Source organism: Pseudomonas sp. TE24901 (assembly GCF_054058375.1).
Genome location: NZ_JBSSAF010000007.1, coordinates 258,513 through 284,778, shown reverse-complemented (window position 1 = coordinate 284,778; position 26,266 = coordinate 258,513). Strand labels below are relative to the sequence as shown.

The 26,266-nt window shown below is 61.0% G+C and carries 25 protein-coding genes and 1 tRNA gene; 20 read left to right on the top strand and 6 right to left on the bottom strand.

Annotated features, from left to right (window positions below; all coding sequences use genetic code 11):
- Window positions 1-58: 58 nt before the first annotated feature.
- A complete protein-coding gene (locus ACVWVP_RS16505) occupies window positions 59-862 on the top strand; it encodes an IclR family transcriptional regulator (protein WP_457407183.1) in 804 nt (267 codons plus the stop codon).
- Here ACVWVP_RS16505 and ACVWVP_RS16500 read toward each other — a convergent pair whose 3' ends face one another.
- Entirely contained in the window at window positions 863-1,915 is a 1,053-nt protein-coding gene (locus ACVWVP_RS16500) for an NAD(P)-dependent alcohol dehydrogenase (protein WP_178924619.1), read from the bottom strand.
- 182 nt (window positions 1,916-2,097) lie between these two features.
- On the opposite strand from ACVWVP_RS16500, the gene ACVWVP_RS16495 reads away from it, so the two are divergent.
- A complete protein-coding gene (locus tag ACVWVP_RS16495) occupies window positions 2,098-2,991 on the top strand; it encodes an AraC family transcriptional regulator (RefSeq protein ID WP_176997900.1) in 894 nt (297 codons plus the stop codon).
- 169 nt (window positions 2,992-3,160) lie between these two features.
- Here ACVWVP_RS16495 and ACVWVP_RS16490 read toward each other — a convergent pair whose 3' ends face one another.
- Window positions 3,161-4,825 carry an electron transfer flavoprotein-ubiquinone oxidoreductase gene (locus ACVWVP_RS16490; protein WP_457407179.1) on the bottom strand — a complete coding sequence of 555 codons (1,665 nt, stop codon included), beginning with the start codon at window positions 4,823-4,825 and terminating at the stop codon, window positions 3,161-3,163.
- 507 nt (window positions 4,826-5,332) lie between these two features.
- Between ACVWVP_RS16490 and ACVWVP_RS16485 the strand changes: the two genes are divergently transcribed.
- The 14 genes from ACVWVP_RS16485 (at window position 5,333) to ACVWVP_RS16420 (ending at window position 17,094) form a co-directional block, all read left to right on the top strand.
- A complete protein-coding gene (locus ACVWVP_RS16485) occupies window positions 5,333-6,082 on the top strand; it encodes an electron transfer flavoprotein subunit beta/FixA family protein (protein ID WP_178924623.1) in 750 nt (249 codons plus the stop codon).
- Window positions 6,083-6,084: 2 nt separating this feature from the next.
- Window positions 6,085-7,014, top strand: a complete 930-nt coding sequence (locus ACVWVP_RS16480) for an electron transfer flavoprotein subunit alpha/FixB family protein (protein ID WP_178924625.1) — start codon at window positions 6,085-6,087, stop codon at window positions 7,012-7,014.
- A gap of 169 nt (window positions 7,015-7,183) precedes the next feature.
- The gene (locus ACVWVP_RS16475) at window positions 7,184-7,999 is read left to right on the top strand and encodes a substrate-binding periplasmic protein (protein ID WP_457407176.1); all 816 of its coding nucleotides are present in this window, start codon (window positions 7,184-7,186) and stop codon (window positions 7,997-7,999) included.
- 9 nt (window positions 8,000-8,008) lie between these two features.
- On the top strand, window positions 8,009-8,371 hold the full coding sequence (locus ACVWVP_RS16470) for a DUF4398 domain-containing protein (RefSeq protein WP_178924629.1): 363 nt from the start codon (window positions 8,009-8,011) through the stop codon (window positions 8,369-8,371).
- A complete protein-coding gene (locus ACVWVP_RS16465; RefSeq protein WP_178924631.1) occupies window positions 8,368-9,183 on the top strand; it encodes an OmpA family protein in 816 nt (271 codons plus the stop codon). Before ACVWVP_RS16470 ends, ACVWVP_RS16465 begins: the two co-directional genes overlap by 4 nt.
- A gap of 278 nt (window positions 9,184-9,461) precedes the next feature.
- On the top strand, window positions 9,462-10,901 hold the full coding sequence (locus tag ACVWVP_RS16460) for an aminotransferase-like domain-containing protein (protein WP_017138335.1): 1,440 nt from the start codon (window positions 9,462-9,464) through the stop codon (window positions 10,899-10,901).
- A 104-nt stretch (window positions 10,902-11,005) separates the two neighbouring features.
- Window positions 11,006-11,497, top strand: coding sequence for a translation initiation factor 2 (locus ACVWVP_RS16455; RefSeq protein WP_178924633.1), 492 nt, complete (start codon window positions 11,006-11,008; stop codon window positions 11,495-11,497).
- A gap of 162 nt (window positions 11,498-11,659) precedes the next feature.
- Window positions 11,660-11,914, top strand: a complete 255-nt coding sequence (locus ACVWVP_RS16450; RefSeq protein WP_176997892.1) for a YkgJ family cysteine cluster protein — start codon at window positions 11,660-11,662, stop codon at window positions 11,912-11,914.
- 41 nt (window positions 11,915-11,955) lie between these two features.
- A complete protein-coding gene (locus ACVWVP_RS16445) occupies window positions 11,956-12,561 on the top strand; it encodes an START domain-containing protein (protein WP_178924635.1) in 606 nt (201 codons plus the stop codon).
- Window positions 12,562-12,664: 103 nt separating this feature from the next.
- The gene (locus ACVWVP_RS16440) at window positions 12,665-12,901 is read left to right on the top strand and encodes a hypothetical protein (RefSeq protein ID WP_176997890.1); all 237 of its coding nucleotides are present in this window, start codon (window positions 12,665-12,667) and stop codon (window positions 12,899-12,901) included.
- Window positions 12,902-13,115: 214 nt separating this feature from the next.
- The gene (locus ACVWVP_RS16435; RefSeq protein ID WP_003193463.1) at window positions 13,116-13,457 is read left to right on the top strand and encodes a ribonuclease E inhibitor RraB; all 342 of its coding nucleotides are present in this window, start codon (window positions 13,116-13,118) and stop codon (window positions 13,455-13,457) included.
- Between the two features lie 472 nt (window positions 13,458-13,929).
- A complete protein-coding gene (locus tag ACVWVP_RS16430) occupies window positions 13,930-15,339 on the top strand; it encodes a circularly permuted type 2 ATP-grasp protein (RefSeq protein ID WP_176997889.1) in 1,410 nt (469 codons plus the stop codon).
- A 4-nt stretch (window positions 15,340-15,343) separates the two neighbouring features.
- Window positions 15,344-16,294, top strand: a complete 951-nt coding sequence (locus tag ACVWVP_RS16425; RefSeq protein WP_259173056.1) for an alpha-E domain-containing protein — start codon at window positions 15,344-15,346, stop codon at window positions 16,292-16,294.
- Window positions 16,291-17,094 (top strand): transglutaminase family protein, encoded by an 804-nt coding sequence (locus ACVWVP_RS16420; protein WP_178924639.1) that lies wholly within the window; start codon window positions 16,291-16,293, stop codon window positions 17,092-17,094. Before ACVWVP_RS16425 ends, ACVWVP_RS16420 begins: the two co-directional genes overlap by 4 nt.
- Before the next feature lie 153 nt (window positions 17,095-17,247).
- On the opposite strand, the gene ACVWVP_RS16415 is transcribed toward ACVWVP_RS16420, so the two are convergent.
- Window positions 17,248-18,054 carry a c-type cytochrome gene (locus tag ACVWVP_RS16415; RefSeq protein WP_457407171.1) on the bottom strand — a complete coding sequence of 269 codons (807 nt, stop codon included), beginning with the start codon at window positions 18,052-18,054 and terminating at the stop codon, window positions 17,248-17,250.
- Window positions 18,055-18,702: 648 nt separating this feature from the next.
- On the opposite strand from ACVWVP_RS16415, the gene ACVWVP_RS16410 reads away from it, so the two are divergent.
- The 3 genes from ACVWVP_RS16410 (at window position 18,703) to ACVWVP_RS16400 (ending at window position 22,989) form a co-directional block, all read left to right on the top strand.
- Window positions 18,703-19,908 carry an acetyl-CoA C-acetyltransferase gene (locus ACVWVP_RS16410; RefSeq protein ID WP_178924643.1) on the top strand — a complete coding sequence of 402 codons (1,206 nt, stop codon included), beginning with the start codon at window positions 18,703-18,705 and terminating at the stop codon, window positions 19,906-19,908.
- Between the two features lie 16 nt (window positions 19,909-19,924).
- Complete coding sequence (locus ACVWVP_RS16405; protein ID WP_457407169.1) at window positions 19,925-22,072, top strand: 3-hydroxyacyl-CoA dehydrogenase NAD-binding domain-containing protein; 2,148 nt, start codon at window positions 19,925-19,927, stop codon at window positions 22,070-22,072.
- 191 nt (window positions 22,073-22,263) lie between these two features.
- Window positions 22,264-22,989, top strand: coding sequence for an amidotransferase (locus ACVWVP_RS16400; protein ID WP_178924647.1), 726 nt, complete (start codon window positions 22,264-22,266; stop codon window positions 22,987-22,989).
- 30 nt (window positions 22,990-23,019) lie between these two features.
- Here the strand turns inward: ACVWVP_RS16400 and ACVWVP_RS16395 are convergent, their stop codons facing one another.
- The 3 genes from ACVWVP_RS16395 to ACVWVP_RS16385 all read right to left on the bottom strand — a co-directional run bounded on the left by ACVWVP_RS16395 (window position 23,020) and on the right by ACVWVP_RS16385 (window position 25,778).
- On the bottom strand, window positions 23,020-23,991 hold the full coding sequence (locus ACVWVP_RS16395) for a magnesium and cobalt transport protein CorA (RefSeq protein WP_176997882.1): 972 nt from the start codon (window positions 23,989-23,991) through the stop codon (window positions 23,020-23,022).
- Window positions 23,992-24,127: 136 nt separating this feature from the next.
- Entirely contained in the window at window positions 24,128-24,871 is a 744-nt protein-coding gene (locus ACVWVP_RS16390) for a lysophospholipid acyltransferase family protein (RefSeq protein ID WP_259173049.1), read from the bottom strand.
- Between the two features lie 214 nt (window positions 24,872-25,085).
- The gene (locus tag ACVWVP_RS16385; RefSeq protein ID WP_259173048.1) at window positions 25,086-25,778 is read right to left on the bottom strand and encodes a crotonase/enoyl-CoA hydratase family protein; all 693 of its coding nucleotides are present in this window, start codon (window positions 25,776-25,778) and stop codon (window positions 25,086-25,088) included.
- Between the two features lie 321 nt (window positions 25,779-26,099).
- On the opposite strand from ACVWVP_RS16385, the gene ACVWVP_RS16380 reads away from it, so the two are divergent.
- Window positions 26,100-26,189 (top strand) — tRNA-Ser (locus tag ACVWVP_RS16380).
- Window positions 26,190-26,266 lie beyond the last annotated feature (77 nt).

Sequence of the window (26,266 nt, the reverse complement as noted above, 5' to 3'; positions counted from 1 at the left end):
TTGACGTTCAGCTTTTGCCATAATGGCGCCGTTTTCGTACTTCCCACATAGGCCCGATATGCAGGAAAACCCTCAGTCCCCCGTCAAAGACGCCGCCCCCACCGGCACCCAGACCCTGTTGCGTGGCCTGGGCGTGGTGCAGGCGGTGGCGGCCGGTGCGCGGGATCTGAAAGAGATCGCCAGGCGCATCGGCACCACGCGCAGCACCACCCATCGCCTGGCCAGTTGCCTGGTGGAAGAGCGTTACCTGCGCGTGGTGCCGCAAGTCGGTTACCTGCTGGGCCCCAAGCTCATTGAACTGGGTTTCCAGGCGCGTGAAGAGTTGCCGCTGGTGACCTTGGCCATTCCTTATCTGGATGAGCTGTCGGCATTGACCGGCGACACCATCCACCTGGCCATCCGTGAATACGACGACGTGCTGTACCTGCACAAGAACCCGGGGCGCAACGGCCCGGAAATGCGCTCGCGGGTCGGCCATCGCATGCCGTTGGCGCGTACCGGTATTGGCAAGGCGTTGCTGTTGGATGACACGGTGCAGGAATGGCAGCGCCTGTACGAAGTGAGCCAGCCGGTTGCCGGCAAACACCAGCCGTGGCCGCAGCACCCGGAACAGTCCTGGGCGCAGTTCGAGCAGCGCATGCACGAGTACGTGGTGGGGGGCTTTGCGTTCGATCTGGAAGACAACGAACCGTCGATCCGTTGCGTGGCGGCACCGGTGCGCGATGCCAGCCGGCGAATCGTCGCCGGCATCAGCATCGCCAGTACCGTGCCCTACATGCCGCTGGAGAAAATGGCCGAGCTGATCCCTGTGATCAAACAGGTCGCAGCGCGGCTGTCAGCGGAGTTGGGCGCGAAGGCCTGATCAGGCCTTCAAGGTCGCCATGTCGATGACAAAGCGGTACTTCACGTCGCCGGCGATCATGCGGGCGTAAGCCTCGTTGATCTGGCGGATGTCGAGCATTTCGATGTCGCAGGTGATGTTGTGCTCGGCGCAGAAATCCAGGACTTCCTGGGTTTCGGCAATGCCGCCGATCAGCGAGCCGGCCAGCACTTTACGGCCCAATACCAGCTTGGCGGCGTTGACCGGTGGGTCGACCGGTTCGATCAGGCCGACCAGGATATGCACGCCGTCAAAGCGCAGGGTGTCGAGGTAGGGGTTCAGATCGTGCTGCACCGGGATGGTGTCCAGCAGGAAGTCGAACTGCCCGGCGGCGGCCTGCATCTGTGCGTCGTCGGTGGACACGATCACGTGGTCGGCACCCTGGCGGCGACCTTCTTCCGCCTTGCTGGCCGAGCGGGTGAATAGGGTGACTTCGGCGCCCATCGCCTTGGCGAACTTGATGCCCATGTGGCCCAAACCGCCCATGCCCAACACGCCGACTTTGTCGCCGGCCTTCACGCCGTAGTGCTTGAGCGGCGAGTAGGTGGTGATGCCGGCGCAGAGGATCGGCGCGGCGCTGGCCAGGTCGAGTTTGGCCGGGATCTTCACCACAAAGTGCTCGCTGACCACGATGCTGTCGGAGTAGCCGCCCATGGTGTTGCTGCCGTCTACGCGGTCCGGGGTGGCGTAGGTCATGGTCGGGCCTTCGAGGCAGTATTGCTCAAGGTCCGCGTGGCAGGCGTCGCAGTGACGGCACGAGTCGACCATGCAGCCGACGCCGACCAGGTCACCGACTTTGTGCGCGGTGACGCTGGCGCCGACGGCGGTGACTTTGCCGACAATTTCGTGGCCGGGCATCAGCGGGTACACGGCGATACCCCATTCGTTGCGTGCCTGGTGGATGTCGGAGTGGCACACGCCGCAGTAGAGGATCTCGATGGCTACGTCATCGGCGCGCGGGCTGCGGCGCTCGAACGACATGGGGGCCAGGGGCGTGGTGGGCGACTGGGCGGCATAACCGATAGCGGTGTACATGGAGGCAACCTCGCAAAAGCAATCACAGGTGAGGCGGCGCATTCTCCGCGCCGGGTCCGTGGGCGGCCATGGCGATTGCTCCGAACCTCATGCCTATTCGTCCGGGAGTGCCGGGTGTTTGGATCCATGGGCCTTCAGACCTGCGATGATGTTCTCATCCCTTTTTCGCGAAGTTTTTTGCCATGTTGTTGACCCGCCATCTCGATGCCAACGCCACCTTGGTTGCCTTGATCGAGGGGCTTACGCCCTGCGACGGTTTCTCCCCGACGAACCTGCCCGGCGTGCAGGTACTGCGCGCCAGTTGCGACGTGGCGCGCGGGCCGCAGATCTATGAGCCGAGCCTGATGTTCGTGGCCCAGGGCAGCAAAGTTGCGTACCTGGGCCCGCGTACGCTGGAGTACGGCGCCGGGCATTACCTGATCCAGGCGATGCCGGTGCCGTTCGAGTGCGAGACCTTTGCCATGGCGCCGGATGCGCCGCTGTTCGGCGTGACGGTGGGCATCGACCGCGTGGTGCTGGGCGAGTTGGTGATGGCCATGGGGATCCAGGCCGGGCCGCCGCCGACCGCACAAACCCTGGAGTCGATGAGCTCGGTGGTGCTCGATGATGCGATGCGCGGTTGTGTCGAGCGACTGCTGCAGTGCCTGCACGATCCGCTGGAAAGCCGGATCATGGGCCCGGCGCGGGTACGCGAATTATTGTTCACCGCATTGCGCGGGCCACAGGCGGATGTGCTGCGCGCCTTGGTGGAACAGCAGGGGCAGTTTTCGCGGATTGCCACGTCGTTGAGCCACTTGCACGCTCACTATGACGAGCCGCTGAACATCGAAACCCTGGCCGGTTATGCGCACATGAGTGCGTCGACCTTTCACGAGCATTTCAAGCGCTGCACGATGTTGTCGCCGGTGCAGTACCTCAAGCGTTTGCGGCTGCTCAAGGCCCAGCAATTGCTGCTGGTGGAGGGCATGGGCGTGGCGCAGGCGGCGCACCGCGTGGGGTATCAGAGCACGTCGCAGTTCAGCCGCGAGTACAAGCGCTACTTCGAGCGCAGCCCGGGGGAAGAGCGCGCTGCCTAAATCTTATTGATTCAACTCGGTCAATGTGGGAGCTGGCTTGCCTGCGATAGCGGTCTGTCAGTGTCTTATGTGTAGCTGACCCCCCGCTATCGTAGGCAAGCCAGCTCCCACAATTGACCGCGTCGAGTCAGCTATAAAAAAGGCTCCCATTTGGGAGCCTACTTTTGGCTTACATATTCGGGTAAGTCGGCCCGCCCGCGCCTTCCGGCGTAACCCACGTGATGTTCTGCGAAGGATCCTTGATGTCACAGGTCTTGCAGTGCACGCAGTTCTGGGCGTTGATCTGGAAGCGCTTCTCGCCGTCTTCCTTGGTGATCACCTCATACACGCCGGCCGGGCAGTAGCGCTGCGCTGGTTCGTCGTAGAGCGGCAGGTTGGTGCCGAGCGGGATGCTCGGGTCCTTGAGCTTCAAGTGGCACGGCTGCTCTTCTTCATGGTTGGTGCTGGAGAGGAACACCGAGCTCAGCTTGTCGAAGCTCAACTTGCCGTCGGGTTTGGGGTAGTCGATCTTCTTGCTGTCCTTGGCCAGCTTGAGGCAGGCGTAGTCCGGCTTGGTGTCGTGCAGGGTGAACGGCATCTTGCCGCCCAGGATGTTCTGGTCGAACCAGTTGAAACCGGCGCCGAGGATCGGGCCGAACTTGTGCATCGCCGGGCCGAAGTTACGGCTGGCGAACAGTTCTTCGTAGAGCCAGCTGTTCTTGAAGCTGTCGACGTAAGCGGTCAGTTCATCACCGCCTTCGGATTCGGCAAACAGGCGGTCGGCCACGGCGTCGGCGGCGAGCATGCCGGACTTCATCGCGGTGTGGCTGCCCTTGATCTTGGCGAAGTTCAGGGTGCCGAGGTCGCAACCGATCAGCGCGCCGCCCTTGAAGACCATCTTCGGCAACGAGTTCAGGCCGCCTTTGCAGATGGCACGGGCGCCGTAGCTGATGCGCTTGCCGCCTTCGAGGTACTGGGCCAGCACCGGGTGATGCTTGAGGCGCTGGAACTCATCGAACGGCGAGAGGAAGGTGTTGCTGTAGGACAGGTCGACGATCAGGCCGACGACCACCTGGTTGTTTTCCAGGTGATAGAGGAACGAGCCACCGGTGTTCTCGGCGCTCATGATGTCCAGCGGCCAACCGGCGGTGTGCACCACCAGGCCTGGCTGGTGCTTGGCCGGGTCGACTTCCCAGATTTCCTTGAGGCCGATGCCGTAGTGCTGGGCGTCGGCGTCGCTGTCCAGGTTGAAGCGCTGGATCAGTTGCTTGCCGATGTGGCCACGGCAACCTTCGGCGAACAGCGTGTACTTGCCACGCAGTTCCATGCCCGGGGTGTAGACGCCTTCTTTCGGGTTGCCTTCACGGTCGACGCCGAGGTCACCGGTGATGATCCCGCGTACCACGCCGTTTTCGTCGAACAGTGCTTCCTGGGCGGCGAAGCCTGGGTAGACTTCCACGCCAAGGTTCTCGGCCTGTTGGGCCAGCCAGCGGCACAGGTTGCCCAGGGAGATGATGTAGTTGCCTTCGTTGTGCATGGTCTTGGGCACAAAGAAGTCAGGGACCTTGGTGGAGGCTTCGGCGCTGCGCAGTACATAGATGTCATCGCGCACCACGGGGGTGTTCAGCGGGGCGCCGAGTTCTTTCCAGTCCGGGAACAGTTCGTTCAGGGCGCGTGGCTCGAACACGGCACCGGACAGGATGTGTGCGCCGACTTCGGAGCCTTTCTCGACCACGCAGACGCTGATTTCCTTACCGGCTTCGGCGGCCTTCTGCTTCAGTCGGCAGGCGGCAGACAGGCCTGCCGGGCCAGCGCCGACGATGACCACGTCGAATTCCATGTATTCGCGTTCCACAGGCTATCTCCTACTCAAGGCTCAACAGGCTTTTTTTTCTAATGGGTGGAGGTTCGGTGTCGTCTTGCAGCAACGGCAAGACCCACCTTTCTCTCTAGGTGGCGCATTATATCTACACCACTGTCAGCGTCCAATACAAACGTTTGTTTGAATTGCCCGCAGGCTAGGTAAATCCAAGTAGCGCGGCTTATGACTGGCTATTTTGCCGTATTGACCAGAATAGGTGTTCCGGTCAATATACGGTCGGTTTTGCGCTAACCGTAGGCAGACTGCAGGTTTCAAGAGCACGTCCAAAAGCAAGAAAGGTGGCGCGCGTCCAAGCAATGGCGCGCAGTTTACACGCTGCGATAAAGAATGACCTCTCAGTCACTACTGACGAACGGTCATCACTTCCCGTGAGCAAGGTCATCCGCCGACGTTTTTGGAGGTGCCCTTGTGTGCCGATGAGCATCAACCGCCAGGTTCGCCTAGGCGACTTTCTTTTCACCGGAGAGTAACGAGGAATCCATGAAGGTTCTTGTAGCTGTCAAACGCGTTGTCGATTACAACGTGAAAGTTCGCGTCAAGGCGGACAATTCCGGCGTCGACCTTGCTAACGTCAAGATGTCGATGAACCCTTTCTGCGAAATCGCTGTGGAAGAAGCTGTACGCCTGAAAGAGAAAGGCGTGGCGACTGAAATCGTCGTGGTTTCCATCGGCCCTACCACTGCTCAAGAGCAGCTGCGCACCGCGCTGGCACTGGGCGCTGACCGCGCTATCCTGGTCGAGTCCGCTGAAGACCTGACCTCCCTGGCCGTTGCTAAGCTGCTCAAAGCCGTTGTCGACAAGGAACAGCCTCAACTGGTGATCCTCGGCAAACAGGCCATCGACAGCGACAACAACCAGACTGGCCAGATGCTGGCTGCCCTGACCGGTTACGGCCAAGGCACCTTCGCTTCCAAAGTTGAAGTGAACGGCGACAGCGTCGCAGTGACCCGTGAAATCGACGGCGGCGCACAAACCGTTTCGTTGAAGCTGCCGGCCATCGTCACCACCGACCTGCGTTTGAACGAGCCGCGCTACGCGTCCCTGCCAAACATCATGAAAGCCAAGAAGAAGCCGCTTGAGTCGGTTACTCCAGACGCTTTGGGCGTTTCCACCGCCTCCACCAACAAGACCGTCAAGGTTGAAGCACCGGCTGCTCGCAGCGCGGGCATCAAGGTCAAGTCGGTTGCAGAACTGGTCGAGAAACTGAAAAACGAAGCGAAGGTAATCTAACCATGACTATCTTGGTAATCGCAGAACACGATAACAAGGCGCTGGCTCCGGCCACCCTGAACACCGTGGCCGCTGCCGCTAAAATCGGTGGCGACATTCACGTGCTGGTAGCAGGCCAGGGCGCTGGCGCCGTGGCTGAAGCCGCCGCGAAAATCGCAGGCGTGAGCAAAGTCCTGAACGCTGACAATGCGGCCTACGCGCATCAGCTGCCGGAAAACGTTGCCCCGCTGGTTGCAGAGCTGGGCGCTGGCTACAGCCACATCCTGGCTGCCGCTACCTCCAACGGCAAAAACATCCTGCCACGCGTTGCCGCGCAGCTGGACGTTGACCAGATCTCCGAGATCATCTCGGTTGAAAGCGCTGATACCTTCAAGCGCCCGATCTACGCCGGTAACGCCATTGCCACCGTGCAATCGACCGCTGCAATCAAAGTGATCACGGTGCGTGCCACCGGTTTCGACCCGGTTGCTGCAGAAGGGGGTTCGGCTGCCGTTGAAGCCGTTGCCGCTGCCCACGACGCTGGCACTTCCAGCTTTGTTGGCGAAGAGCTGGCCAAGTCGGACCGTCCTGAGCTGACCGCTGCCAAGATCGTCGTCTCCGGCGGCCGTGGCATGCAGAATGGTGACAACTTCAAACACCTGTACGCCCTGGCTGACAAGCTGGGCGCCGCGGTCGGCGCTTCCCGCGCGGCCGTCGACGCAGGTTTCGTACCCAACGACATGCAGGTCGGCCAGACCGGCAAGATCGTTGCGCCACAGCTGTACATCGCCGTCGGTATCTCCGGCGCGATCCAGCACTTGGCCGGTATGAAAGACTCCAAAGTGATCGTTGCGATCAACAAGGACGAAGAAGCACCGATCTTCCAGGTGGCCGATTACGGCCTGGTGGCGGACTTGTTCGAAGCCGTACCTGAGTTGGAGAAGCTGGTCTAATCCAGCCGCTTCACTTATAAAGAGCCCGGTCTTATGACCGGGCTTTTTTTTGCCCTGTAGGAGCCGGCTTGCCGGCGATGGGGCTGTCAAATCTGTATTGATCGTACGGACGCCATCGCCGGCAAGCCGGCTCCTACAAGGGATGCGTTTGTCATTGGGAGGAGGGGTCATGGAATTGCGTCGTTGGAGTGTATTGTTGGGGCTTGCGTTGCTGCCGGGCCTGGCGCTGGCCGCCGGCAAATGCGAGCGCCTGGTGATCACCGGCAGCCCGGACGCGCCACCGCTGCTGTGGCGTGACCCGCAAGATCCGACGCACCTGATCGGCGCCACCGCCGACGTGTTGCAACAGGTGGGCAACGACCTCGGCCTGAAAATCGACCTGCTCTACGGCGGCAAGCGCTCCCTGGCACTGGATGAAGTGCGCAGCGGGCGCATGGACATCCTGGCCGATGCGCCCCTGAACCTGGGCGAGCTGGAAACCCTCGACTACATCCACCCGGCGCTGGTGCAGATCGATTACCTGGTGTGGACCCGCAAGGATTCGCCGCTGGTGTATGCCTCGGCCGCTGACCTGCATGGCCACAAGGGCGCAGTGTCGGAGCGGGCGCGCTTGAGTGCCGACTTCGAGACGTTTGCGGGCCAGCAACTCAGCTTGCAGCGTTTGCCCAACCTGACCCCGGCGTTTCAGAAGCTGCTGCTCGGTGAGGTGGACTACGTGCTCGCTGGGCGTTATTCCGGCATGGCGATGGCCCAGACCCTGGGCATGAGCAATGACCTGGTCGCCCGCGAAGTGCCCATCGACCAGCCGGGACTGTACCTGGCGATTTCCCACAACTCGGCCTGCAATGATCCGTGGCTGCGCGGACAGTTGGCGAAAAAGATGACAGAATTGCCCGCTTCCGGTGTGGCGCAAGCGGCGTTGCAGCGCAATCTGGAGCGTTGGAAAGCGCAATTGCAGCAACCCGTCGGCACCCCAGCAAAGTAAGGATTTTCAGTGACTCTTCGACCTCTTTTCGCGGCCCTCGCCGTTGTCGCTCTGGCGGGATGTGCAACCGATCCGGCACCGAATGAACAAATTCGCCTCACCCAGCAGGCCTTGGAACAAGCCAGTGCGGTGGGCGCCAGTACTGATGAATCGCCTGAACTGAAACTGGCTGAAGACAAATTCGCCCGGGCCAAGGCCGACATGGCCGATCAGTCCTACAAACACGCGCGCATGCGTGCCGAACAGGCCGAGCTGGACGCACGCCTGGCCGAAGCCCAGGTGCTGACCCGCAAGAGCCAGGAACAACTGAATGTGCTCAACACGCGCATCACCCGCCTGCGCAAGCAATTGCAGTTGGGAGAAGCCCAATGAGCCCGTTGATCCGTGGTTTGAGCTGTGTGTTGCTGCTGGGCAGCGCGGTATTGGGCGGTTGTGCCAACCAGCCCAACAGCGAACAGGCGTTGCAACTGGCCAGCAATGACTTCCAAAAGGTCAAGGAAGACGCCAATGTGCTGCGCTTTGCGCCCAAGGACATCATCCGGGCCGGCGAGTCCCTCGCCCGCGCCGACCGTTTGTCCAGCTACTGGGGCAGCGGCGCCGACGTGGTGCACTACGCCTACCTGAGCCAGCGCTACAGTGCCATCGCCCGTGAACACACTGAGCAGGCGCTCAACGCCGAGCGCGGCGTCAAGCTCGAACTGGAGCGCCAGCGCCTGCAATTGGCCCTGCGTGAAAACAAGCTGGCCAGTGTGCAGCAGCAGGGCAAGTGGCTTGAGCAGCAAATCGCCAGCCTGACCACTACCCAGACCGACCGCGGCCTGGTGATGACCCTGGGGGATGTGCTGTTCGACACCGGTGAAGCCGAGCTGGAAAACTCCGCCAACCGCACCGTGCTGAAAATCGTGCAGTTCCTGCAACTGAACCCCAAGCGCACAGTGCGCATCGAGGGCTACACCGACAACACCGGTGGCGAGCAGGAAAACCTGAAACTGTCCCGCGACCGTGCGCAATCGGTGGCCGATGTGTTGATGGACCTGGGCATCGATGAGCAGCGTATCGAAGTCCAGGGGTACGGCGACCAGTACCCGGTGGAGGCCAACGCTTCCGAGCGGGGCAGGGCGCAGAACCGTCGGGTCGAGATCGTCTTCTCCGACGAAAAAGGCCAACTCGGCGCCGCCCGCTAAAGTCTCTTGTAGGAGCCGGCTTGCCGGCGATTCAGGCACCTCGGTGTGTCAGGTAAACAGCGGTGATGCCATCGCTGGCAAGCCAGCTCCTACAGCTCTCTGTGAACCGATCATTGATCGGTTTTTTTATGCCTGCGATTCTGTTCAACCACCCTTACAGTTTTTACTGTCACTCCCGCCCGCGCTCGACTATTGTGGCAACTGTCCCCGTACACTTCTAAACTGTGCCGGTATGTTTCACACAAAAATAAAATACCCGTGAAATCGAGTGCTGCGTCATGACCAATCTGTTGCTTTACCAACGTATTGCCCAGCAACTGGCTGAGGATATCCGGCGCGGTGTCTATCAACCGGGGGAGCGCGTGCCTTCGGTGCGCAAGATGAGCTCCCAGCTCAATGTGAGCCATGCGACGGTATTGCAGGCCTACGCCAACCTGGAAGACCAGGGGCTGATCCGGGCGCGGCCGCAATCGGGCTACTACGTGCACCAGACCCCCGCGCTGACGGCCCCTACGCCGGACATCGCACGGGTCGAGCGCCCGGGGTTGGTCACCCGCAGCAGCATCATCCAGCAGGTATTGGTCGAGTCGCGTCGCGAAGGGGTGTTCCCGCTGGGCGCGGCTGTGCCGAGTGTCGACTACCTGCCCGTGCGGGCACTGCATCAGCAGTTGGCCAAGGTCACGCGCTTCCAGAGCCCACGGGCATTCAGCTACATGTTCAGCCCTGGCTTCGAGCCGCTGCGCCGCCAGGTCGCGATTCGCATGCGCGACGCCGGCGTGGTGGTGGACCCTTCCGAAGTGGTGATCACCCACGGCTGTGTCGATGCGTTGCAGATGTCGCTGCGTGTGCTCACACGCCCTGGCGACCTGATCGCCGCCGAGTCACCGACCTATTACGGTTTGCTGCAACTGGCCGACCTGTTGGGCCTTAAAGTCATCGAGATCCCCAGCGACCCGGCCACCGGCATGAGTCTGGAAGCCCTGCAATTGGCTGCCAACCAATGGTCGATCAAGGCCCTGGTGCTGACCACGCGCTTGAGCAACCCGCTGGGCGCGACCATGCCCGAGGAGCGCCAGAAGCAACTGCTGCGCCTGGCGTCGGACTTTGATATCCAGATCGTCGAGGACGATATCTACGGCGAGCTGATGTTCGAGCTGGGCCGCACCAAGGCGCTCAAAGCCTACGACCGCCTGGATCGGGTGATCTACTGTTCAAGCTTTTCCAAGACCTTGTCACCCGGTGTGCGCATCGGCTGGATGATCGCCGGCAAGTACCAGCAGGAAATCCAGCGTTTGCAGATGTTCAGTACCCATTCGGCGTGCAGCGTGACCCAGATGGGCGTTGCGGCGTACCTGGAAAACGGTGGCTATGACCGGCACCTGCGCTACATCCGCCAGGAATACCGCAAGAACCTCAGCGCGTTTCAGCTGGCGGTGCAGCAGTATTTCCCGGAAGGCACGCAAATGACCCGTCCGACGGGGGGCTTTATCTTGTGGGTCAGTTTGCCGGGGCGGGTCAATACCCAGGAATTGCACGTGCGCGCCCTGCAGCAGGGCATCAGCATTGCGCCGGGGGTGATATTCAGTAATACGGAACAGTTCAACCACTGTATCCGCCTCAACTGCGGCACCCCGTGGAACCGTGAGGCAGAGCGCGCGCTGATGACACTGGGCATGCTTGCCAGCCAGTTGTGCCAGGAAACTGCAGCGGGTTTTTGAGGCGTGCATTGGGGACAGTACCGCTCGCTGGCTGATCAGCACGCTTGTCATGCCGCGCACAACAAGCGAGCATATGGCCCTCTGCCGTTAATGCTGTTGGCGATATGACTTCTATTTTCCGCGCTGCTGTGGTGATTGGCCTGCTAAGCCTGTGCAACGTCGGCACGGTGCTGGCGGCAACCCCCGTGACGGACAGCAAGCCCGCCGCCACTAGCCAGCAGAAGACCCCCGCGAAAAAACCGGCCCCTGCGAAAAAAGCCCCGGCAGTCAAGAAGAAGGCGGCGACGGTCAAAAAGCGTGCGCCGATCGCCAGCAAGTCCAAATCGGCCCATGAAGTGGCCCAGACCCAACTGCCACCCGCACAGTTGGACCTTTCGCTGCCTTCGGACATGGTCAGGCACTTGCAGCCGATTGGCACCATGCCCAAGCCCAAGAGTGTGCCGTTGTTGCCGCCCATGTTCGGCGAGAAGCCGTCCGACAACAGCGCGTTCCAGATCAACGGCCGTCTGCTCAGCAACGAGATGAAGCTGCAACTGCGTAACGAAGAACGGCGTGAGGTGGAAGGCGCCGCGCTGGATTTCGAATTCAAGCAGTAAACTGTTCCCCTGAAGGTGACCCCGACCCTCGACCATCTGTCGCAGACTGGTCAGTCACGTTTGTTTTGTGCGAAAAACCCCTGTTAGACCATTTTAAAACGGCTGTTTAAGGGCGTACTCTAGCCCGGCCATCCACATTGAGTCGTCGAGGACCTGCTGGTCATGAAATGCCGTGAAGGCTGTGGCGCTTGCTGCATCGCCCCCTCCATCAGTTCACCGCTGCCGGGAATGCCCCAGGGCAAACCTGCGGGGGAGCGTTGCCTGCACTTGTCGGTCGAACAGCTATGCCTGTTGTTCGGCCAGCCGGAGCGCCCTGCGGTGTGCAGTGATTTCAAGGCAGATCCTGAGGTGTGTGGCACCGACCAGGCCGATGCCATCCGGTTGATCGGCTGGTGGGAGCAGATGACGGCGGCTTGATGGGCTTTACTATCGGAACTTCAACAATAAGGAATACAACAATGGGTTCGCTGAAACGAATGGCTGTGTTGTGCGGTGTTACGGTGTTGTTTGCTGCCACTGCCCAGGCTGAGGATTGGCAAGTCGCCAAGGACGAAGACGGTATCAAGGTGTCCCTGAGCGAAATTGCCGGCTCCAAGTACAAGGCCTATCGCGGTGTGACCGTGATCAAGGCACCCGTGGCAAAAATCGTTGCCCTGCAGGAAGACGCCGTCGGCGCTTGCACCTGGATCCACGAGTGCAAATCGCAGAAACTGCTGAAGACCGAAGGTGACAAGAGCTGGACCTACACCCAGTTCAAGGCACCGTTCCCGGTGACCGACCGCGATTCCATCCTGGAGATCACCACCAGCAAAGCGGCTGATGGCACCGTGACTCGCAAGCTGCTGGAGGTGCCGACCTACCAGCCTGAAGTCAAAGGCTACGTGCGTGTGGCCCAGGTGGACGGCTACTGGAAGCTGGTACCCAAAGGCGACAACCAGACTGAAGTCACTTACCAGGTGCACACCGAGCCAGGCGGCAGCGTGCCGTCGTGGCTGGCCAACAAGTTCGTGGTGGACGCGCCGTTCAACACCTTGAAAGCCCTCAAGGAACGCGCCGAGAAGTAAGCGCTACCGGTCCGGTGCCTCCGGCCTTGGGTGGAACGTTTGGCGAACCCCCAAGGTCCAGATAGATGTGAGCCCACACGCGGGCTTTATCGAGGAGGCACCGATGCAAACGTGGCAAATTACCTTCGTTGATGACCACGGCGTAAAGGCTGTGGAGCAGTTCACCTGCGAACAAAAGCCCAGCCTCGAAGACGCTGCGCACATGATTCGCAACAAGCTGGTGCCCGTTGCGGCCGAGCTTGACCTCAATGACCTGGAAGGCCGCAAGCCCGAGCCGACGGTCAAGATCCTCAAAGACCAGAACAGTATCCAGATCCTCGACATCTCGCCTGCCGCCTGAACATTCCCTGACTGCCATTAAAGCGCCTCTGGTGGAGGTGATAGCTTCGCGCTACTCTGCAATCGAGATCAGCGAATGATTCGCTAAGGTCTGGTCTTGTCAGCTACATGCTTGTTTTCCCTCGGTGTTGTTATTTGCCGTAGCACCCGCGCCAGTAGGGCGCGGGCTTCGGGAAGCACGGAAAGTCTATCCATCAATTTGAGGAGCACTTTTCATGAGCACAGCCTATCAAGAAGACATCAGCACCAACGTTCTGCGCCGCATGAAAGAAGGCGGCTTCGACTTCTCACGTTTCCACCCCATCGAGTTCTACGCCATTTTTCCGGATGAGGAACGGGCGCGCAGGGCGGCGGGTCGGTTTCGCGGGGAATCCCTGAATGCCCAGGTCAGTGCGCGCGACGACGGCGCCTGGTACCTGGAACTGAGCAAAATCATGTTCGCGACCTACGACGGCATAGGAGACTTCGAGCAAGACTTTGAGGCGGTGGTCGAGCCGCTGGGCGGGATCATCGAAGGCTGGGGCGTCAAGCAGGAGGTGCGTGGGTTACCCATGTAGCAGTATGAGAAACACAGCGTATCGGCTGACCTTCGGGTCGGCCGTTTTTGTTTGTGCAGTGCCGTCACCACCACCCCTGTAGGAGCTCGGCTTGCCGGCGATGGCGATTTTTCGAGGCGAAAAAAAAGCCACCCTAAGAAGGGTGGCCTAAAGGGAAGACCGGAGGAGCCGGTGGGTACACGAAACACCACGTTACCGATTGCGCATGGGTTGAAGCTGTAGGACGAGTCCTGTTCAGCAGATGGTGGTGATTATCCGCAGGGTTGGCCGGGCAGTGAAATCAACTCTGGCTATGCTGTTGATAGCCAAAGCCCGCATTGCGATGAAGCGTGCGGCCTGGCGTCGGGCATTCTGCGCACCAGGACGGTGCGACACGGGCCTCGTATGAATTCAACTCACTGATTTTCAAGTGTTTATGCCGCTGGCACGGGCCTTGCGATGGTTCTTGCGTCCGGGTGACAAGGAGTACGGCATGATCCGCACTTATTACGACGAAATGTACGATGGGGCAGGGCAGGTTCGCCCCCATTACCGCGAGTTCGCCCGATGGTTGGCCGAAACCCCGGCTGAACTGCTGGCCCAGCGCCGGCGCGAAGCCGATTTGCTGTTTCACCGCGCCGGAATCACCTTCACGCTCTATGGGGACGAGCAGGGCACCGAGCGCCTGATTCCCTTCGACACCATCCCACGCAGTATTCCGGCCAGTGAATGGCGGGTTGTCGAGCGGGGCTGCATCCAACGGGTCAAGGCGCTGAACATGTTTCTTGCCGACCTGTATCACGAACAACGCATCATCAAGGCCGGGATCATCCCCGCCGAACAGGTGCTGGCCAACGAGCAATACCAGCTGGCCATGCAGGGCCTGGACCTTCACCGCGATCTGTATTCCCACATTTCCGGGGTCGATCTCGTACGTGATGGCGACGGCACCTACTACGTGCTGGAAGACAACCTGCGCACCCCCAGCGGCGTCAGCTACATGCTCGAAGACCGCAAGATGATGATGCGCCTGTTCCCCGAGCTGTTCGCTGCCCAGCGCATCGCGCCCATCGACCACTACCCCAACCTGCTGCTCGACACCCTGAAAAGCTCAAGCCCTTTGGACAACCCCAGCGTGGTGGTGCTGACCCCGGGCCGCTTCAACAGCGCGTTCTTCGAGCATGCCTTCCTTGCCCGGGAGATGGGCGTGGAGCTGGTGGAAGGCGCCGACCTGTTCGTGCGCGATGACCGCGTGTTCATGCGCACCACCGACGGCCCCAAGGCCGTGGACGTGATTTACCGTCGCCTTGACGACGCGTTCCTCGACCCGCTGGCCTTCAACCCGGAGTCGATGCTGGGCGTGCCCGGCCTGCTCGCCGCGTATCGCTCGGGCAACGTGGTGCTGGCCAATGCCATTGGCACCGGGGTGGCGGATGACAAGTCGGTGTACCCCTTCGTCACCGAGATGATCCGGTTTTACCTGGACGAAGAGCCGATCCTGAAGAACGTTCCTACCTTCCAATGCCGCAAGCCTGACGAACTGTCCCATGTGCTGGCCAACCTGCCGAACCTGGTGGTGAAAGAAACCCAGGGCTCCGGTGGCTACGGCATGCTGGTGGGTCCAGCGTCCACGGCGGCGGAGATCGAAGCCTTTCGTGCACGCATCAAGGCCAAGCCCCACGCCTATATCGCCCAGCCCACCTTGTGCTTGTCCACGTGCCCGACCTTTGTCGAGAACGGCATCGCGCCACGCCACATCGACCTGCGCCCGTTCGTATTGTCCGGCAAGGAAACCCGCGTGGTGCCGGGCGGCCTGACCCGCGTGGCCCTGCGCGAAGGCTCGCTGGTGGTCAACTCGTCCCAGGGCGGCGGCACCAAAGACACCTGGGTGGTGGAGGACTGATGCCATGTTGAGTAGAACTGCCTCCGACCTGTACTGGATGTCGCGGTACCTGGAGCGTGCGGAAAACCTCGCGCGCATGCTCGATGTCAGCTATTCGCTGTCGTTGATGCCGCAGGACGGGCATGGCGACGGCCTGCACGAACTGGCCATGCCCTTGCTGATCACCGGCACGCTGGAGGATTACCGCGAACGCCATGGCGAACTGCATGCCGAACACCTGCTGCACTTTTTTGCGCTGGATGCGGCCAACCCCGCCAGCATCTACAGCTGCCTCGGTGCTGCGCGGGCCAGCGCCCATGCGGTGCGTGGGCGAATCACCGCCGACATGTGGGAAAACATCAACGCCACCTGGCTGGATATTCGCGATATCGCCCAGCAGGGCCTCAGCCGCTACGGCATGAGCCGCTTCTGTGAGTGGGTCAAGGAGCGCTCCCACCTGTTTCGCGGTGCCACCTACGGCACCATCATGCGTAACGATGCCTTCCGTTTCATTCGCCTGGGCACCTTTATTGAACGAGCCGACAACACCTTGCGTCTACTGGATGCGCGCTACGAAATGGCTGGCGATCAGGCCGCCGCCGTCACTGACGGCACGGCCCACGCCTACTACCAGTGGAGTGCATTGTTGCGGGCGTTGTCGTCGTTCGAGGCGTACACCGAGATCTACCGTGATGCCCCTGGCGCTCGACAAGTCGCTGAGTTGTTGCTGTTGCGCGCCGATGTGCCGCGTTCGCTGCGTGCCTGCAGTGAGGAGATCGACCAGATCCTCGCCAGCCTGCCCGGCCTCAACGGTCGGCCGGCCCAACGCCTGGCGGCCGAGATGGACGCGCGCCTGCGCTTCACAGCCATCGACGAAATCCTCGAGGAAGGCCTGCACGCCTGGCTGACCGACTTTATTCCTTTGGTGCGCCAGTTGGGCGACGCCATCTACAGTTCCTACCTGGAGGCCGCATGAGACTCTCCATCAGTCACGAAACCACCTACCACTACGAGGACCAGGTGCGTGCAAGCATCCAGTACCTGCGCCTCACGCCCCACGACAGCGAGCGCCAGCACGTGCTCAGTTGGCAACTTGACCTGCCCCGCCCGGTGCGCGCGCAGGTGGACCCGTTCGGCAATATCCTGCATGTGCTGACCCTGGATGAGCCCCACGAAGCCATCATCATCGGCGCCCGGGGCCAGGTCGACATCGACGAGTTGCGCGAGGCTGAACACGAGAGCCAATCAGCCTTCCCGTTCCTGCGCAGCACACGCCTGACCGAACCCGATGACGCGTTGCGCCGGTTTGCCGAGCAGCACTGCCATCAGCGCCGCGACCGCACGGCGCTGATCGACCTGATGCACGGGCTCAACCAGGCGATGGTCTACACGCCGGGCGCCACTGAAGTCGACACCAGCGCCGCCCAGGCCTTTGCTGGCGGGGCAGGGGTGTGCCAGGACCACGCCCATGCATTCCTGGCCTGCGCGCGCAGCCTGGGGATTCCGGCGCGGTATGTGTCGGGGTATCTGTACAGCGAAGACAGCGCGCACCTGGCCAGCCACGCCTGGGCCGAAGCCTGGCTGGATGACGCCTGGTACAGTTTTGACGTGACCAACCAACTGGCCCGCCCGGAGCGGCATTTGAAGCTGGCCGTGGGCCTGGACTACCTCGACGCCTGCCCGGTACGCGGCATGCGCCGTGGCGGCGGGCATGAACAGATGCATGCCAAAGTGTTTGTGGCACCGACGCCCGTCATTTCAGTCCAGCAGCAATAGGCGACGTAGATCTAATGTGGAAGCTGGCTTGTGTGGGAGCCGGGCTTGCCCGCGATGCTGACACCTCGGTACAACAGATGCACCGAGGTGATGCCATCGCAGGCAAGCAGGCTCCCACACAAGCCAGCGCCCACAATTGATATGTGTTTGGGCTCAGGGTTGCTGTTTGCGACCGGCCATGTGCTTCAAATACCCCACCAACAAATCCAACTCATTGTCTGGCAGCACACTGGCCGCGAACGCCGGCATCTTTGCCTGCGGCCAATGCCGCAGGCTCTGCGGGTCGCGGATATACCGCTTGAGGAAGTCGCCGCTGAAATACTCGGTGGGGTTGTAGGGAATGTTCAGGTCCGGCCCCACTTGCGCATCGCCTGCGCCATTGAGGCGGTGGCAAGCCAGGCAGTTTTTCTGGAACAGCGCAAAGCCCTGATTGATCGGGTCATTGGCCGCCAGCTTGGGGTCCGGCAACAGGGCGGGGAAGCGCTCGGCAACCGTCTTCAACTGCTTGATCCCGGAGATCTGGAACGGCCATTGCTCGGGGCTGATACGGCCGGCCTGCGGGTCGGTCCACACCAGGTAAAACGGCCCGGCGCTAGGTTTGCCGTCGGCCAGCGGAGGCCACGGGTGGGCCGGGTCTTCTACCGCCAGCCAGGCGCGGGCGCCGCTTTTTTGCAGCAGCGGCGCGGCAGCGAGTTCGGCGGCGAACCCATCCAGGGCAACGGCTTGCAGATGGTTCTGGGGTTCGAGACCCGGCAGCAACACCGCCAGCGGCACAGCGCGATAGGTCATGTTGCGCTTGTAGGAAACGTCATCCGCGATCTGCACCGTCTGCGCTTCGGGCAGCTTGAGCAGGTCGGCGGTTTGCCAGGTCTTGGTGGTGTGGTCCAGCTCGATGGTCAATTGCGCAGCTGAAACCGGCAAGGCCAGCAGCAAGGCGAAAGCGGCAAGGATGGTTTTCAAGAGAGAGCCCGGTGTGAAGTGGCGGTGGGGCTCACGATACCGGAAATTCGCCCGCAAAAAGACAGCCCCTGCAACGGGACCGCTATGCGCAATGTCCCGGCAGGTGCTGCCAAAAGCTGCAGTCCTGGTGCACGGTGTGCACGGAATGTGGGGATCGGTGTGTCACCCAATAACCTTGGTCAGGTTGGGCAAAATCAGAATCAGTGTGGTGGCGAACAGAATAAGTCCCGCCTGACGAACTTTCGTGTGCTTGAACATGGCTGACTGCCTTTTGTTGTTATTCCTGAGCGTCAAATGCGTGCCGGTTTATTTCAGTATCGCGATGTGACGTTGCACTTTTCTTACAGCTGCTCCAGCAAAACCCGGCAGCAGCTCCTTACAGATTCAACCTTAGAGCCCTCGTTCTGCGTGGCTTAGATCCATTTCATATCAGCTAATCAGCAATTGCGCTAAAAACGGAATGAGGCCTATCGCCATCTTGGCGCCAGACCCTTGGCTAGACAGCTAAAACGATTAATCAAGCAATTGCCGCCGTAGCCTACCGTTCGTCCGAGCGTGGGGGTCAAAAGCAATGAGCGCATCCGTCATTGAAACCGTGTCAATCGGGCCTAAGGTAGGGGCACACATGCACAGCGGTTAGAGGACGTCATGACCCAAGCTTTGATCTTTGATGCGATACGCACGCCCCGTGGCAAAGGCAAGGCGGACGGTGCCCTGCACAGCGTCAAGCCGGTGAACCTGGTGGCCGGCCTGCTCACCGCGCTGGCGCAACGCAGCGACCTCGACACGCGCCAGGTGGATGACATTGTGCTGGGCTGCGTCACCCCGGTGGGCGACCAGGGCGCCGACATCGCCAAGACCGCCGCGCTGGTGGCGGACTGGGACATCAGCGTCGCCGGGGTGCAAATCAACCGCTTCTGCGCCTCTGGGCTGGAGGCGGTCAACCTGGGCGCCATGAAGGTGCGCTCCGGCTTTGAAGACCTGGTGGTGGTGGGCGGCGTCGAGTCCATGTCCCGCGTGCCCATGGGCAGCGACGGCGGCGCCTGGGTGCTCGACCCGCACACCAATATGCACAGCCACTTCACGCCCCAGGGCATCGGCGCCGACCTGATCGCCACCCTGGAAGGCTTCACGCGCCAGGACGTGGATACCTTTGCCCTACAGTCCCAGCAGAAAGCTGCCAGGGCGCGCGCAGACGGTTCCTTCAACAAGTCGCTGATTGCGGTGCAGGACCAGAACGGCATCGTGCTGCTGGACCATGACGAATTCATCCGCGGCGACTCCACCCTCGAAGGCCTGGGCAAACTCAAGCCCAGCTTTGAAATGATGGGGCAGATGGGCTTCGACGCCACGGCACTGCGGGTCTACAGCCATGTGGAACGCATCCAGCATGTGCACACGCCGGGCAACAGCTCCGGCATTGTCGATGGCGCCGCGCTGATGCTGATCGGCTCCGAAGCGAAAGGCCGCGAACTGGGCCTGCAACCGCGAGCGCGCATTGTTGCCACGGCCGTCACCAGCACCGACCCGACCATCATGCTCACTGGCCCGGCGCCGGCCACCCGCAAAGCGTTGGCCAAGGCCGGCCTGCGGGTCGAGGACATCGACCTGTTTGAAGTCAACGAAGCCTTCGCCTCGGTGGTGCTCAAGTTCATCAAGGACATGGGCATTGACGCTACGCGAGTCAACGTCAACGGCGGCTCCATTGCCATGGGCCACCCGTTGGGCGCCACCGGCTGCGCGATCCTCGGCACCTTGCTCGACGAGCTGGAAGCCCGCCAGCAGCGCTACGGCCTGGCCACCCTGTGTGTCGGCGGTGGCATGGGCATCGCCACCATCATCGAACGGCTCTGAGCCCAAGGAACCTGTCATGACCCAAGCCATTCGTTACGAAAAAGGCCAGGACCAGATCGTGGTGCTGACCCTCGACATGCCCGGCCAGAGCGCCAACACCATGAACGGCGTTTACCGCGAAGCCATGGCGGCCGCGCTCACGCGCCTGGAGGCGGAAAAGGACGGTATTGCCGGTGTCATCATCACCTCGGCCAAGAAGACGTTTTTTGCCGGCGGTGACCTCAATGAGCTGATCAAGGTCGACAAGGCTCACGCCAAGGACTTCTATGACGGCGTGCTGGAGCTGAAGGCGCAGTTGCGTCGCCTGGAAACCCTCGGCAAACCGGTGGTGGCCGCGATCAATGGCGCCGCCCTGGGCGGCGGCTGGGAGATATGCCTGGCCTGCCATTACCGGGTCGCGCTGGATGCCACATCCACACAGCTGGGGTTGCCGGAAGTGACCCTGGGCCTGTTGCCGGGCGGCGGTGGGGTGGTGCGCATGGTGCGCCTGCTGGGGTTGGAAAAGGCCTTGCCCTACCTGCTGGAAGGCAAGAAAGTGCGACCGCAACAGGGGTTGCAAGCTGGCTTGATCAATGAATTGGCAGCAGATCGTGATGAGCTGCTGGCCAAGTCGCGGGCCTGGATTCTCGCCAATCCGGACGCTAAACAGCCGTGGGACAGCAAGGCCTATCAACTGCCGGGCGGCACGCCGTCCAACCCGAAAGTCGCGCAGATGCTGGCCATCGCGCCGTCGATCTTGCGCAGCAAGACCCAGGGCTGCTTCCCCGCACCGGAGAAAATCCTCTGTGCCGCCGTAGAGGGCGCCCAGGTGGATTTCGACACGGCGCACTTGATCGAAACCCGCTACTTCACCGAGCTGGTCACCGGGCAAGTGGCGAAGAACATGATCGGCACCTTCTGGTTCCAGCTCAACGACATCAACGCCGGCCGCTCGCGGCCCCAGGGGGTTGCGCCCTCTGTGACGCGCAAGGTCGGTGTGCTCGGTGCCGGGATGATGGGGGCGGGCATTGCTTATGTCAGCGCCAGTGCCGGCGTCGACGTGGTGCTCAAGGACATCAACCTGGCCGCAGCCGAGAAGGGCAAGGCGCACTCGGCAGCGTTGCTCGACAAGAAGGTCAGCCGTGGGCAAATGACCGCTGAGCAGCGAGAAATCATCCTGTCACGCATTCTTCCCACTGCCGCCGACGCCGACCTGGCCGGTTGCGACCTGATCATCGAAGCAGTATTTGAAGACCGTGAACTCAAGGCAAAAGTCTCGGCCGCTGCGCACAGCGTGGTCGGCGCTGATGCGGTGATCGCCTCCAATACCTCCACGCTGCCGATCAGCGGCTTGGCCAAAGCCGTGCCGGATCAAGCCAAGTTCATCGGCCTGCATTTCTTCAGCCCGGTCGACAAGATGCCGCTGGTGGAAATTATCAAGGGCGCCCAGACCAGCGACGAAACCCTGGCCCGGGGTTTTGATTTCGTCCTGCAAATCAAGAAAACCCCGATCGTGGTCAATGACAGCCGGGGTTTCTTCACCTCAAGGGTGTTCGGCACCTTCACCAACGAAGGCATTGCCATGCTCGGCGAGGGCGTGGCCGCGCCGATGATCGAGACCGAGGCGCGCAAGGCCGGCATGCCGGTGGGGCCGCTGGCCGTCTCGGATGAGGTGTCCCTCAGCCTGATGAGCCACATCAGGCAGCAAACTGCCAAGGATCTGCAGGCGGAAGGCAAGGCAATGCCGGCACACCCGGCCACGGCGGTGATCGACCTGTTGGTCAATGAATACAAGCGCTTGGGCAAGGCGGCGGGTGGCGGGTTTTATGAGTACCCCAATGGCGGGCAGAAGCACCTGTGGCCGGAGCTGAAAAGCCGCTTTGAACGCGCCGACAACCAGATCTCACCGCAGGATGTGCGCGACCGCTTGCTGTTTATCCAGGCCATCGAAACCGTGCGCTGTGTGGAGGAGGGTGTGTTGATGTCCACGGCCGATGCCAACGTCGGTTCGATCTTCGGCATCGGCTTTGCCGCGTGGAGTGGCGGCGCGTTGCAGTTTATCAACCAGTTTGGGTTGAACGACTTCATCGCCCGTGCGCGTTACCTGGCCGAGCAATACGGAGAGCGGTTCAACCCTCCGGCCTTGCTACTTGAAAAAGCCGCCCAGGGGGAAGCCTTTCGGTGATCAAAATGTGGGAGCGGGCTTGCTCGCGAAAGCGGTGGGCCAGTTAAAGCAGACAGTGACTGAACCACCGCTTTCGCGAGCAAGCCCGCTCCCACACTGTAGAGAGCGTCCGGTGGGACTTGCCTTGAAGGGGTGTTTCAAGGCAGGCTCTGGGGTGTGCATTATTCCCATCACCGTGTCAGGTATTTTTTATGTCGCTACGCGTCTGTATCCTGGAAACCGATATCCTGCGTCCAGGTTTGATCGATCAGTACCAAGGGTACGGGCAGATGTTCAAGCGCCTGTTTACCAAGCAACCGATTGCTGCTGACTTTGTCGTCTACAACGTGGTGCAGGGCGAATACCCGTCGGACGATGAAGTGTTCGATGCCTACCTGGTGACCGGCAGCAAGGCCGACTCTTTCGGCACCGACCCGTGGATCCAGACCCTCAAGACCTACCTGCTCGAACGCTATGCGCGTGGCGACAAGCTGCTGGGTATCTGCTTCGGCCATCAACTGTTGGCACTGCTGCTGGGCGGCAAGACCGAGCGCGCCAGCAAAGGCTGGGGCATGGGCATCCATGATTACAAACTGAACGCCAAGGCCCCGTGGATGAGCCCGGTGGTGGAAGAACTGACCCTGCTGATCAGCCACCAGGACCAGGTCACTACGCTGCCAGACAACGCCACGGTGATCGCTTCCAGCGATTTCTGCCCGTACGCCGCCTACCACATCGAAGACCAGGTGCTGTGCTTCCAGGGCCACCCGGAATTCATCCATGACTATTCCCGCGAACTGCTGGAAATTCTTCAGACAACCTTGGGTGAGAAGGTCTACACCCACGGCGTCGCCAGCCTGGAACGTGACCACCACGGCGCAACCGTGGCGGAGTGGATGATGCGCTTCGTGGCCCACAAACCCGAAGCCACGGCTTAAACGCGATGGCGGTCGTGCGTCGGCAACGTTTTACAACCACCCCGACCGCTTGAAACTGGCCCACAAGCCCGTACAGCCCACCGCAATAAACCCGAGCACCGCAAAATAGCCGTAGTGCCATTGCAGCTCGGGCATGTTCTGGAAATTCATCCCATAAATCCCCGCCACTGCCGTGGGGAACGCCAGGATCGCCGCCCACGCGGCGAACTTGCGCTGCACCACGCTCTGGCGCGAAGCCTCCAGCAGCACACCGATCTCGATGGTCTGGCTGGCGATGTCACGCAGGGTGGTGAGGTCTTCCATCTGGCGTGTCACGTGGATCTGCACGTCACGGAAGTACGGGCGCATGTTCTTATCGATAAACGGGAAGCTCAGCTTCTGCAGCTCCTGGCTGATCTCCACCATCGGCGCCACATAACGCTTGAGCCGCAACACGTCGCGGCGCAGACCGTGGAGGTTCTGGATATCGTTTTCGTTGAGCGAATTGCACAGCACGTTGCGCTCCAGCTCGTCGATCTCGGCGTGGATCGCCTCGCTCACCGGCTGGTAGTTTTCGGTGACGAAATCCAGCAGTGCATACAGCACGAAATCTTCCCCGTGCTCCAGCAGCAGAGGCCGCGCCTCACACCGCTGGCGCACATAGCCGTAGGACGCCGAATGGCCATTACGCGCGGTGATGATGTAGCCGTTGCCGGCAAAGATATGGGTTTCGATAAACACCAGCTTGCCGTTCTCGCGCACCGGTGAGTAGGTGACGATGAACAGCGCATCGCCGAAGGTTTCCAGCTTCGGCCGGCTGTGTTTTTCCAGAGCGTCTTCGATGGCCAGTTCATGCAGGTTGAACTGGCGTTGCAGGTTGGCCAGCTCCTGGGCGTTGGGTTCTTCCAGGCCGATCCACACAAAGTGGTCGGGTTTGGCGGCCCAGGCCGCGCCTTCGTCCAGGGTGATATCAGTGACTTTCTTACCGGCGCTGTAGACGGCGGCCGCAACAACTCTACCCATGGTGCAGATCGCTTCTTATTAGGAGGACAGGTGTCTGGCAGCTTAGCCCGAAGCGAGTTCAATTGTTACGGCTCGTGTTGCCGGTTTCCGTAGTGAGCGAGCTTGCTCGCGCCGGCCCACTGACCGCCCTCCAATCTCAAGCGACCCGCGCTTCACAACTCCCCCGCGCAACACTCGCATCCATCTGCGCAATGCATTCGGCCATCTGCGCCTGGCACGCCTGCAGCAGAGCGGGAATGTCATCCGACGTCATCCCGGTAGTAGGAATCGGCGGCAAAGAACGTATGAGCACATCACCACTGTTCCAGCGATTGAGCCGCATATGGTTCACATAGTTGCTGACGCACACCTGCACGATGGGCACACCGGCCGCAATCGCCATATGAAACGCACCTTTCTTGAACGGCAGCAGGCCCTTGCCCAGGTTGCGCGTGCCTTCGGCAAACACCCAGATCGAGGTGTCTTCATGCTGCAAGGTGTGGGTGGTGGTGAGCATCGCGCGGCGCGCCTTGTGCGCGTTGCCGCGGTCGATCAACACATTGCCCGCCAGCCAGAACAATTGGCCGAACAGCGGCACCCACTTAAGGCTTTTCTTGGCAATGCACACCGTGCGATGGGGCACCACGGTGCCGAACACAAACAGGTCATAGTTGGACTGATGGTTGGCGATGACGACACACGTGCCCGGCTTGTTACGCAGCGAATCCACATCGGCCTTCACGTTCAGCCCCAGGATCCACATGGCCGGCAACGCGTACAGGCGCGCGCACAGGCGGCTGTTATCCGGGTTGAACGGTCGGCACACGCCCAGCAGCACGCCCAATATGCCCGCCAGCATAAAGTGCAGGCCCATCAACAACATACGTAACAGAAAAAGCATCGACACGGCCCATCGGGACAAAAGGTGGCGCAGTGTACGGATGTGCACTGTATTCGGCAATTGCCCCTACGGACGTAGGAGATAGGCGATGTTTGAGCACATGTTTCAACATATGCCGATATGGCCCGGCTAGAGCGGCTAAGGAAGGATCAGGTTTATTTGTAAGAAAAAGCCCGACGCAGGGTCGGGCTTTTGCTGTGATAGCAGTAGGGGCTTAGCTCAGGATGTGGCCCTGGTCCTGAATGATCGCGTCATCCAGTGCGTCCAACAGCGCTTTGCGCACCTTCAGCTTGGTGTGTTTGTGGGCGTTCATGTTGATCTTCTTCAACTGGCGCGCCGCTTCCAGGGCGGCGGCGTGCAGCTCCTCGGGTGCGACCACCTTGTCGAGGAAGCCGGCGCCCACGGCGCCTTGCGGGTCAAACATCTCGGCATTGATCACCGAGCGCTGGAACGCCGCCTTGCTCAGGCGATCCCGCGCCAGCTCGATCCCGGCGTGGTGCATGGTCATGCCGATCGCCACTTCATTCAGACCAATGCTGAACGGGCCTTCCACACCGATCCGATAATCCGCCGACAACAGCAGGAACGCACCCTTTGCCACCGCATGCCCGGGGCACGCCACGATCACCGGGAACGGGTGCGACAACAAGCGACGTGCCAGCGTCGAGCCGGAGGTCACCAGGCCGATGGCCTCTTTAGGGCCGGCGGTCATCACTTTCAAATCATACCCACCGGACAGAATGCCCGGCGTGCCGGTGATCACCACCACCGCGCGGTCTTTCTCCGCCTGGTCCAGCGCTTCATTAAACGCACTGACCACCGCCGGAGAGATGGCATTCACCTTGCCGTTGCTCAAGGTCAGGGTCGCGATACCGTCTTCGAGGTGGTAAGCAATCAACTCACTCATGACGCGGTTCCTTGTAGGACTTGTTATAGAGACATAGGCGCAGACGTTACCCACCACGCCTGCCCGGGTAAAGCGCCGTGACTGACTACCCAGTCAGACTTTTCCCGCCTGCCTACTGCCAGACAGCCTAGGGCAGGGCCCAACAGCCGCCCCAGACGCGTGCCGCACAAGCCTGAGAATGGCAGAATCACCGCCCCTTGCCGGGCGTACGCTGGCATAACCTGCTAACCGCATGAAAATTCTGAAAAAAACCTTTGCCATCAGAAAGGCTTTCGACTACATTAGCGCGCCTCGACAGATTGAACTGGTTTGACGAGATACGGTGAAGTGTCCGAGTGGCTTAAGGAGCACGCCTGGAAAGTGTGTATACAAGAAATTGTATCGAGAGTTCGAATCTCTCCTTCACCGCCAAATTACGAAAACGCAAACCCCTGATTTTCCTAGAGAAAGTCGGGGGTTTGCGGTTTTTGGTGTCCAAAAAATAGCCC

Coding starts and splice junctions, on each gene's coding strand:
- ACVWVP_RS16505 (WP_457407183.1), top strand. CDS start 59: ATGCAGGAAAACCCTCAGTCCCCCGTCAAAGACGCCGCCCCCACCGGC.
- ACVWVP_RS16500 (WP_178924619.1), bottom strand. CDS start 1,915: ATGTACACCGCTATCGGTTATGCCGCCCAGTCGCCCACCACGCCCCTG.
- ACVWVP_RS16495 (WP_176997900.1), top strand. CDS start 2,098: ATGTTGTTGACCCGCCATCTCGATGCCAACGCCACCTTGGTTGCCTTG.
- ACVWVP_RS16485 (WP_178924623.1), top strand. CDS start 5,333: ATGAAGGTTCTTGTAGCTGTCAAACGCGTTGTCGATTACAACGTGAAA.
- ACVWVP_RS16480 (WP_178924625.1), top strand. CDS start 6,085: ATGACTATCTTGGTAATCGCAGAACACGATAACAAGGCGCTGGCTCCG.
- ACVWVP_RS16475 (WP_457407176.1), top strand. CDS start 7,184: ATGGAATTGCGTCGTTGGAGTGTATTGTTGGGGCTTGCGTTGCTGCCG.
- ACVWVP_RS16465 (WP_178924631.1), top strand. CDS start 8,368: ATGAGCCCGTTGATCCGTGGTTTGAGCTGTGTGTTGCTGCTGGGCAGC.
- ACVWVP_RS16460 (WP_017138335.1), top strand. CDS start 9,462: ATGACCAATCTGTTGCTTTACCAACGTATTGCCCAGCAACTGGCTGAG.
- ACVWVP_RS16455 (WP_178924633.1), top strand. CDS start 11,006: ATGACTTCTATTTTCCGCGCTGCTGTGGTGATTGGCCTGCTAAGCCTG.
- ACVWVP_RS16450 (WP_176997892.1), top strand. CDS start 11,660: ATGAAATGCCGTGAAGGCTGTGGCGCTTGCTGCATCGCCCCCTCCATC.
- ACVWVP_RS16445 (WP_178924635.1), top strand. CDS start 11,956: ATGGGTTCGCTGAAACGAATGGCTGTGTTGTGCGGTGTTACGGTGTTG.
- ACVWVP_RS16440 (WP_176997890.1), top strand. CDS start 12,665: ATGCAAACGTGGCAAATTACCTTCGTTGATGACCACGGCGTAAAGGCT.
- ACVWVP_RS16435 (WP_003193463.1), top strand. CDS start 13,116: ATGAGCACAGCCTATCAAGAAGACATCAGCACCAACGTTCTGCGCCGC.
- ACVWVP_RS16430 (WP_176997889.1), top strand. CDS start 13,930: ATGATCCGCACTTATTACGACGAAATGTACGATGGGGCAGGGCAGGTT.
- ACVWVP_RS16425 (WP_259173056.1), top strand. CDS start 15,344: ATGTTGAGTAGAACTGCCTCCGACCTGTACTGGATGTCGCGGTACCTG.
- ACVWVP_RS16420 (WP_178924639.1), top strand. CDS start 16,291: ATGAGACTCTCCATCAGTCACGAAACCACCTACCACTACGAGGACCAG.
- ACVWVP_RS16410 (WP_178924643.1), top strand. CDS start 18,703: ATGACCCAAGCTTTGATCTTTGATGCGATACGCACGCCCCGTGGCAAA.
- ACVWVP_RS16405 (WP_457407169.1), top strand. CDS start 19,925: ATGACCCAAGCCATTCGTTACGAAAAAGGCCAGGACCAGATCGTGGTG.
- ACVWVP_RS16400 (WP_178924647.1), top strand. CDS start 22,264: ATGTCGCTACGCGTCTGTATCCTGGAAACCGATATCCTGCGTCCAGGT.
- ACVWVP_RS16395 (WP_176997882.1), bottom strand. CDS start 23,991: ATGGGTAGAGTTGTTGCGGCCGCCGTCTACAGCGCCGGTAAGAAAGTC.
- ACVWVP_RS16390 (WP_259173049.1), bottom strand. CDS start 24,871: ATGCTTTTTCTGTTACGTATGTTGTTGATGGGCCTGCACTTTATGCTG.
- ACVWVP_RS16385 (WP_259173048.1), bottom strand. CDS start 25,778: ATGAGTGAGTTGATTGCTTACCACCTCGAAGACGGTATCGCGACCCTG.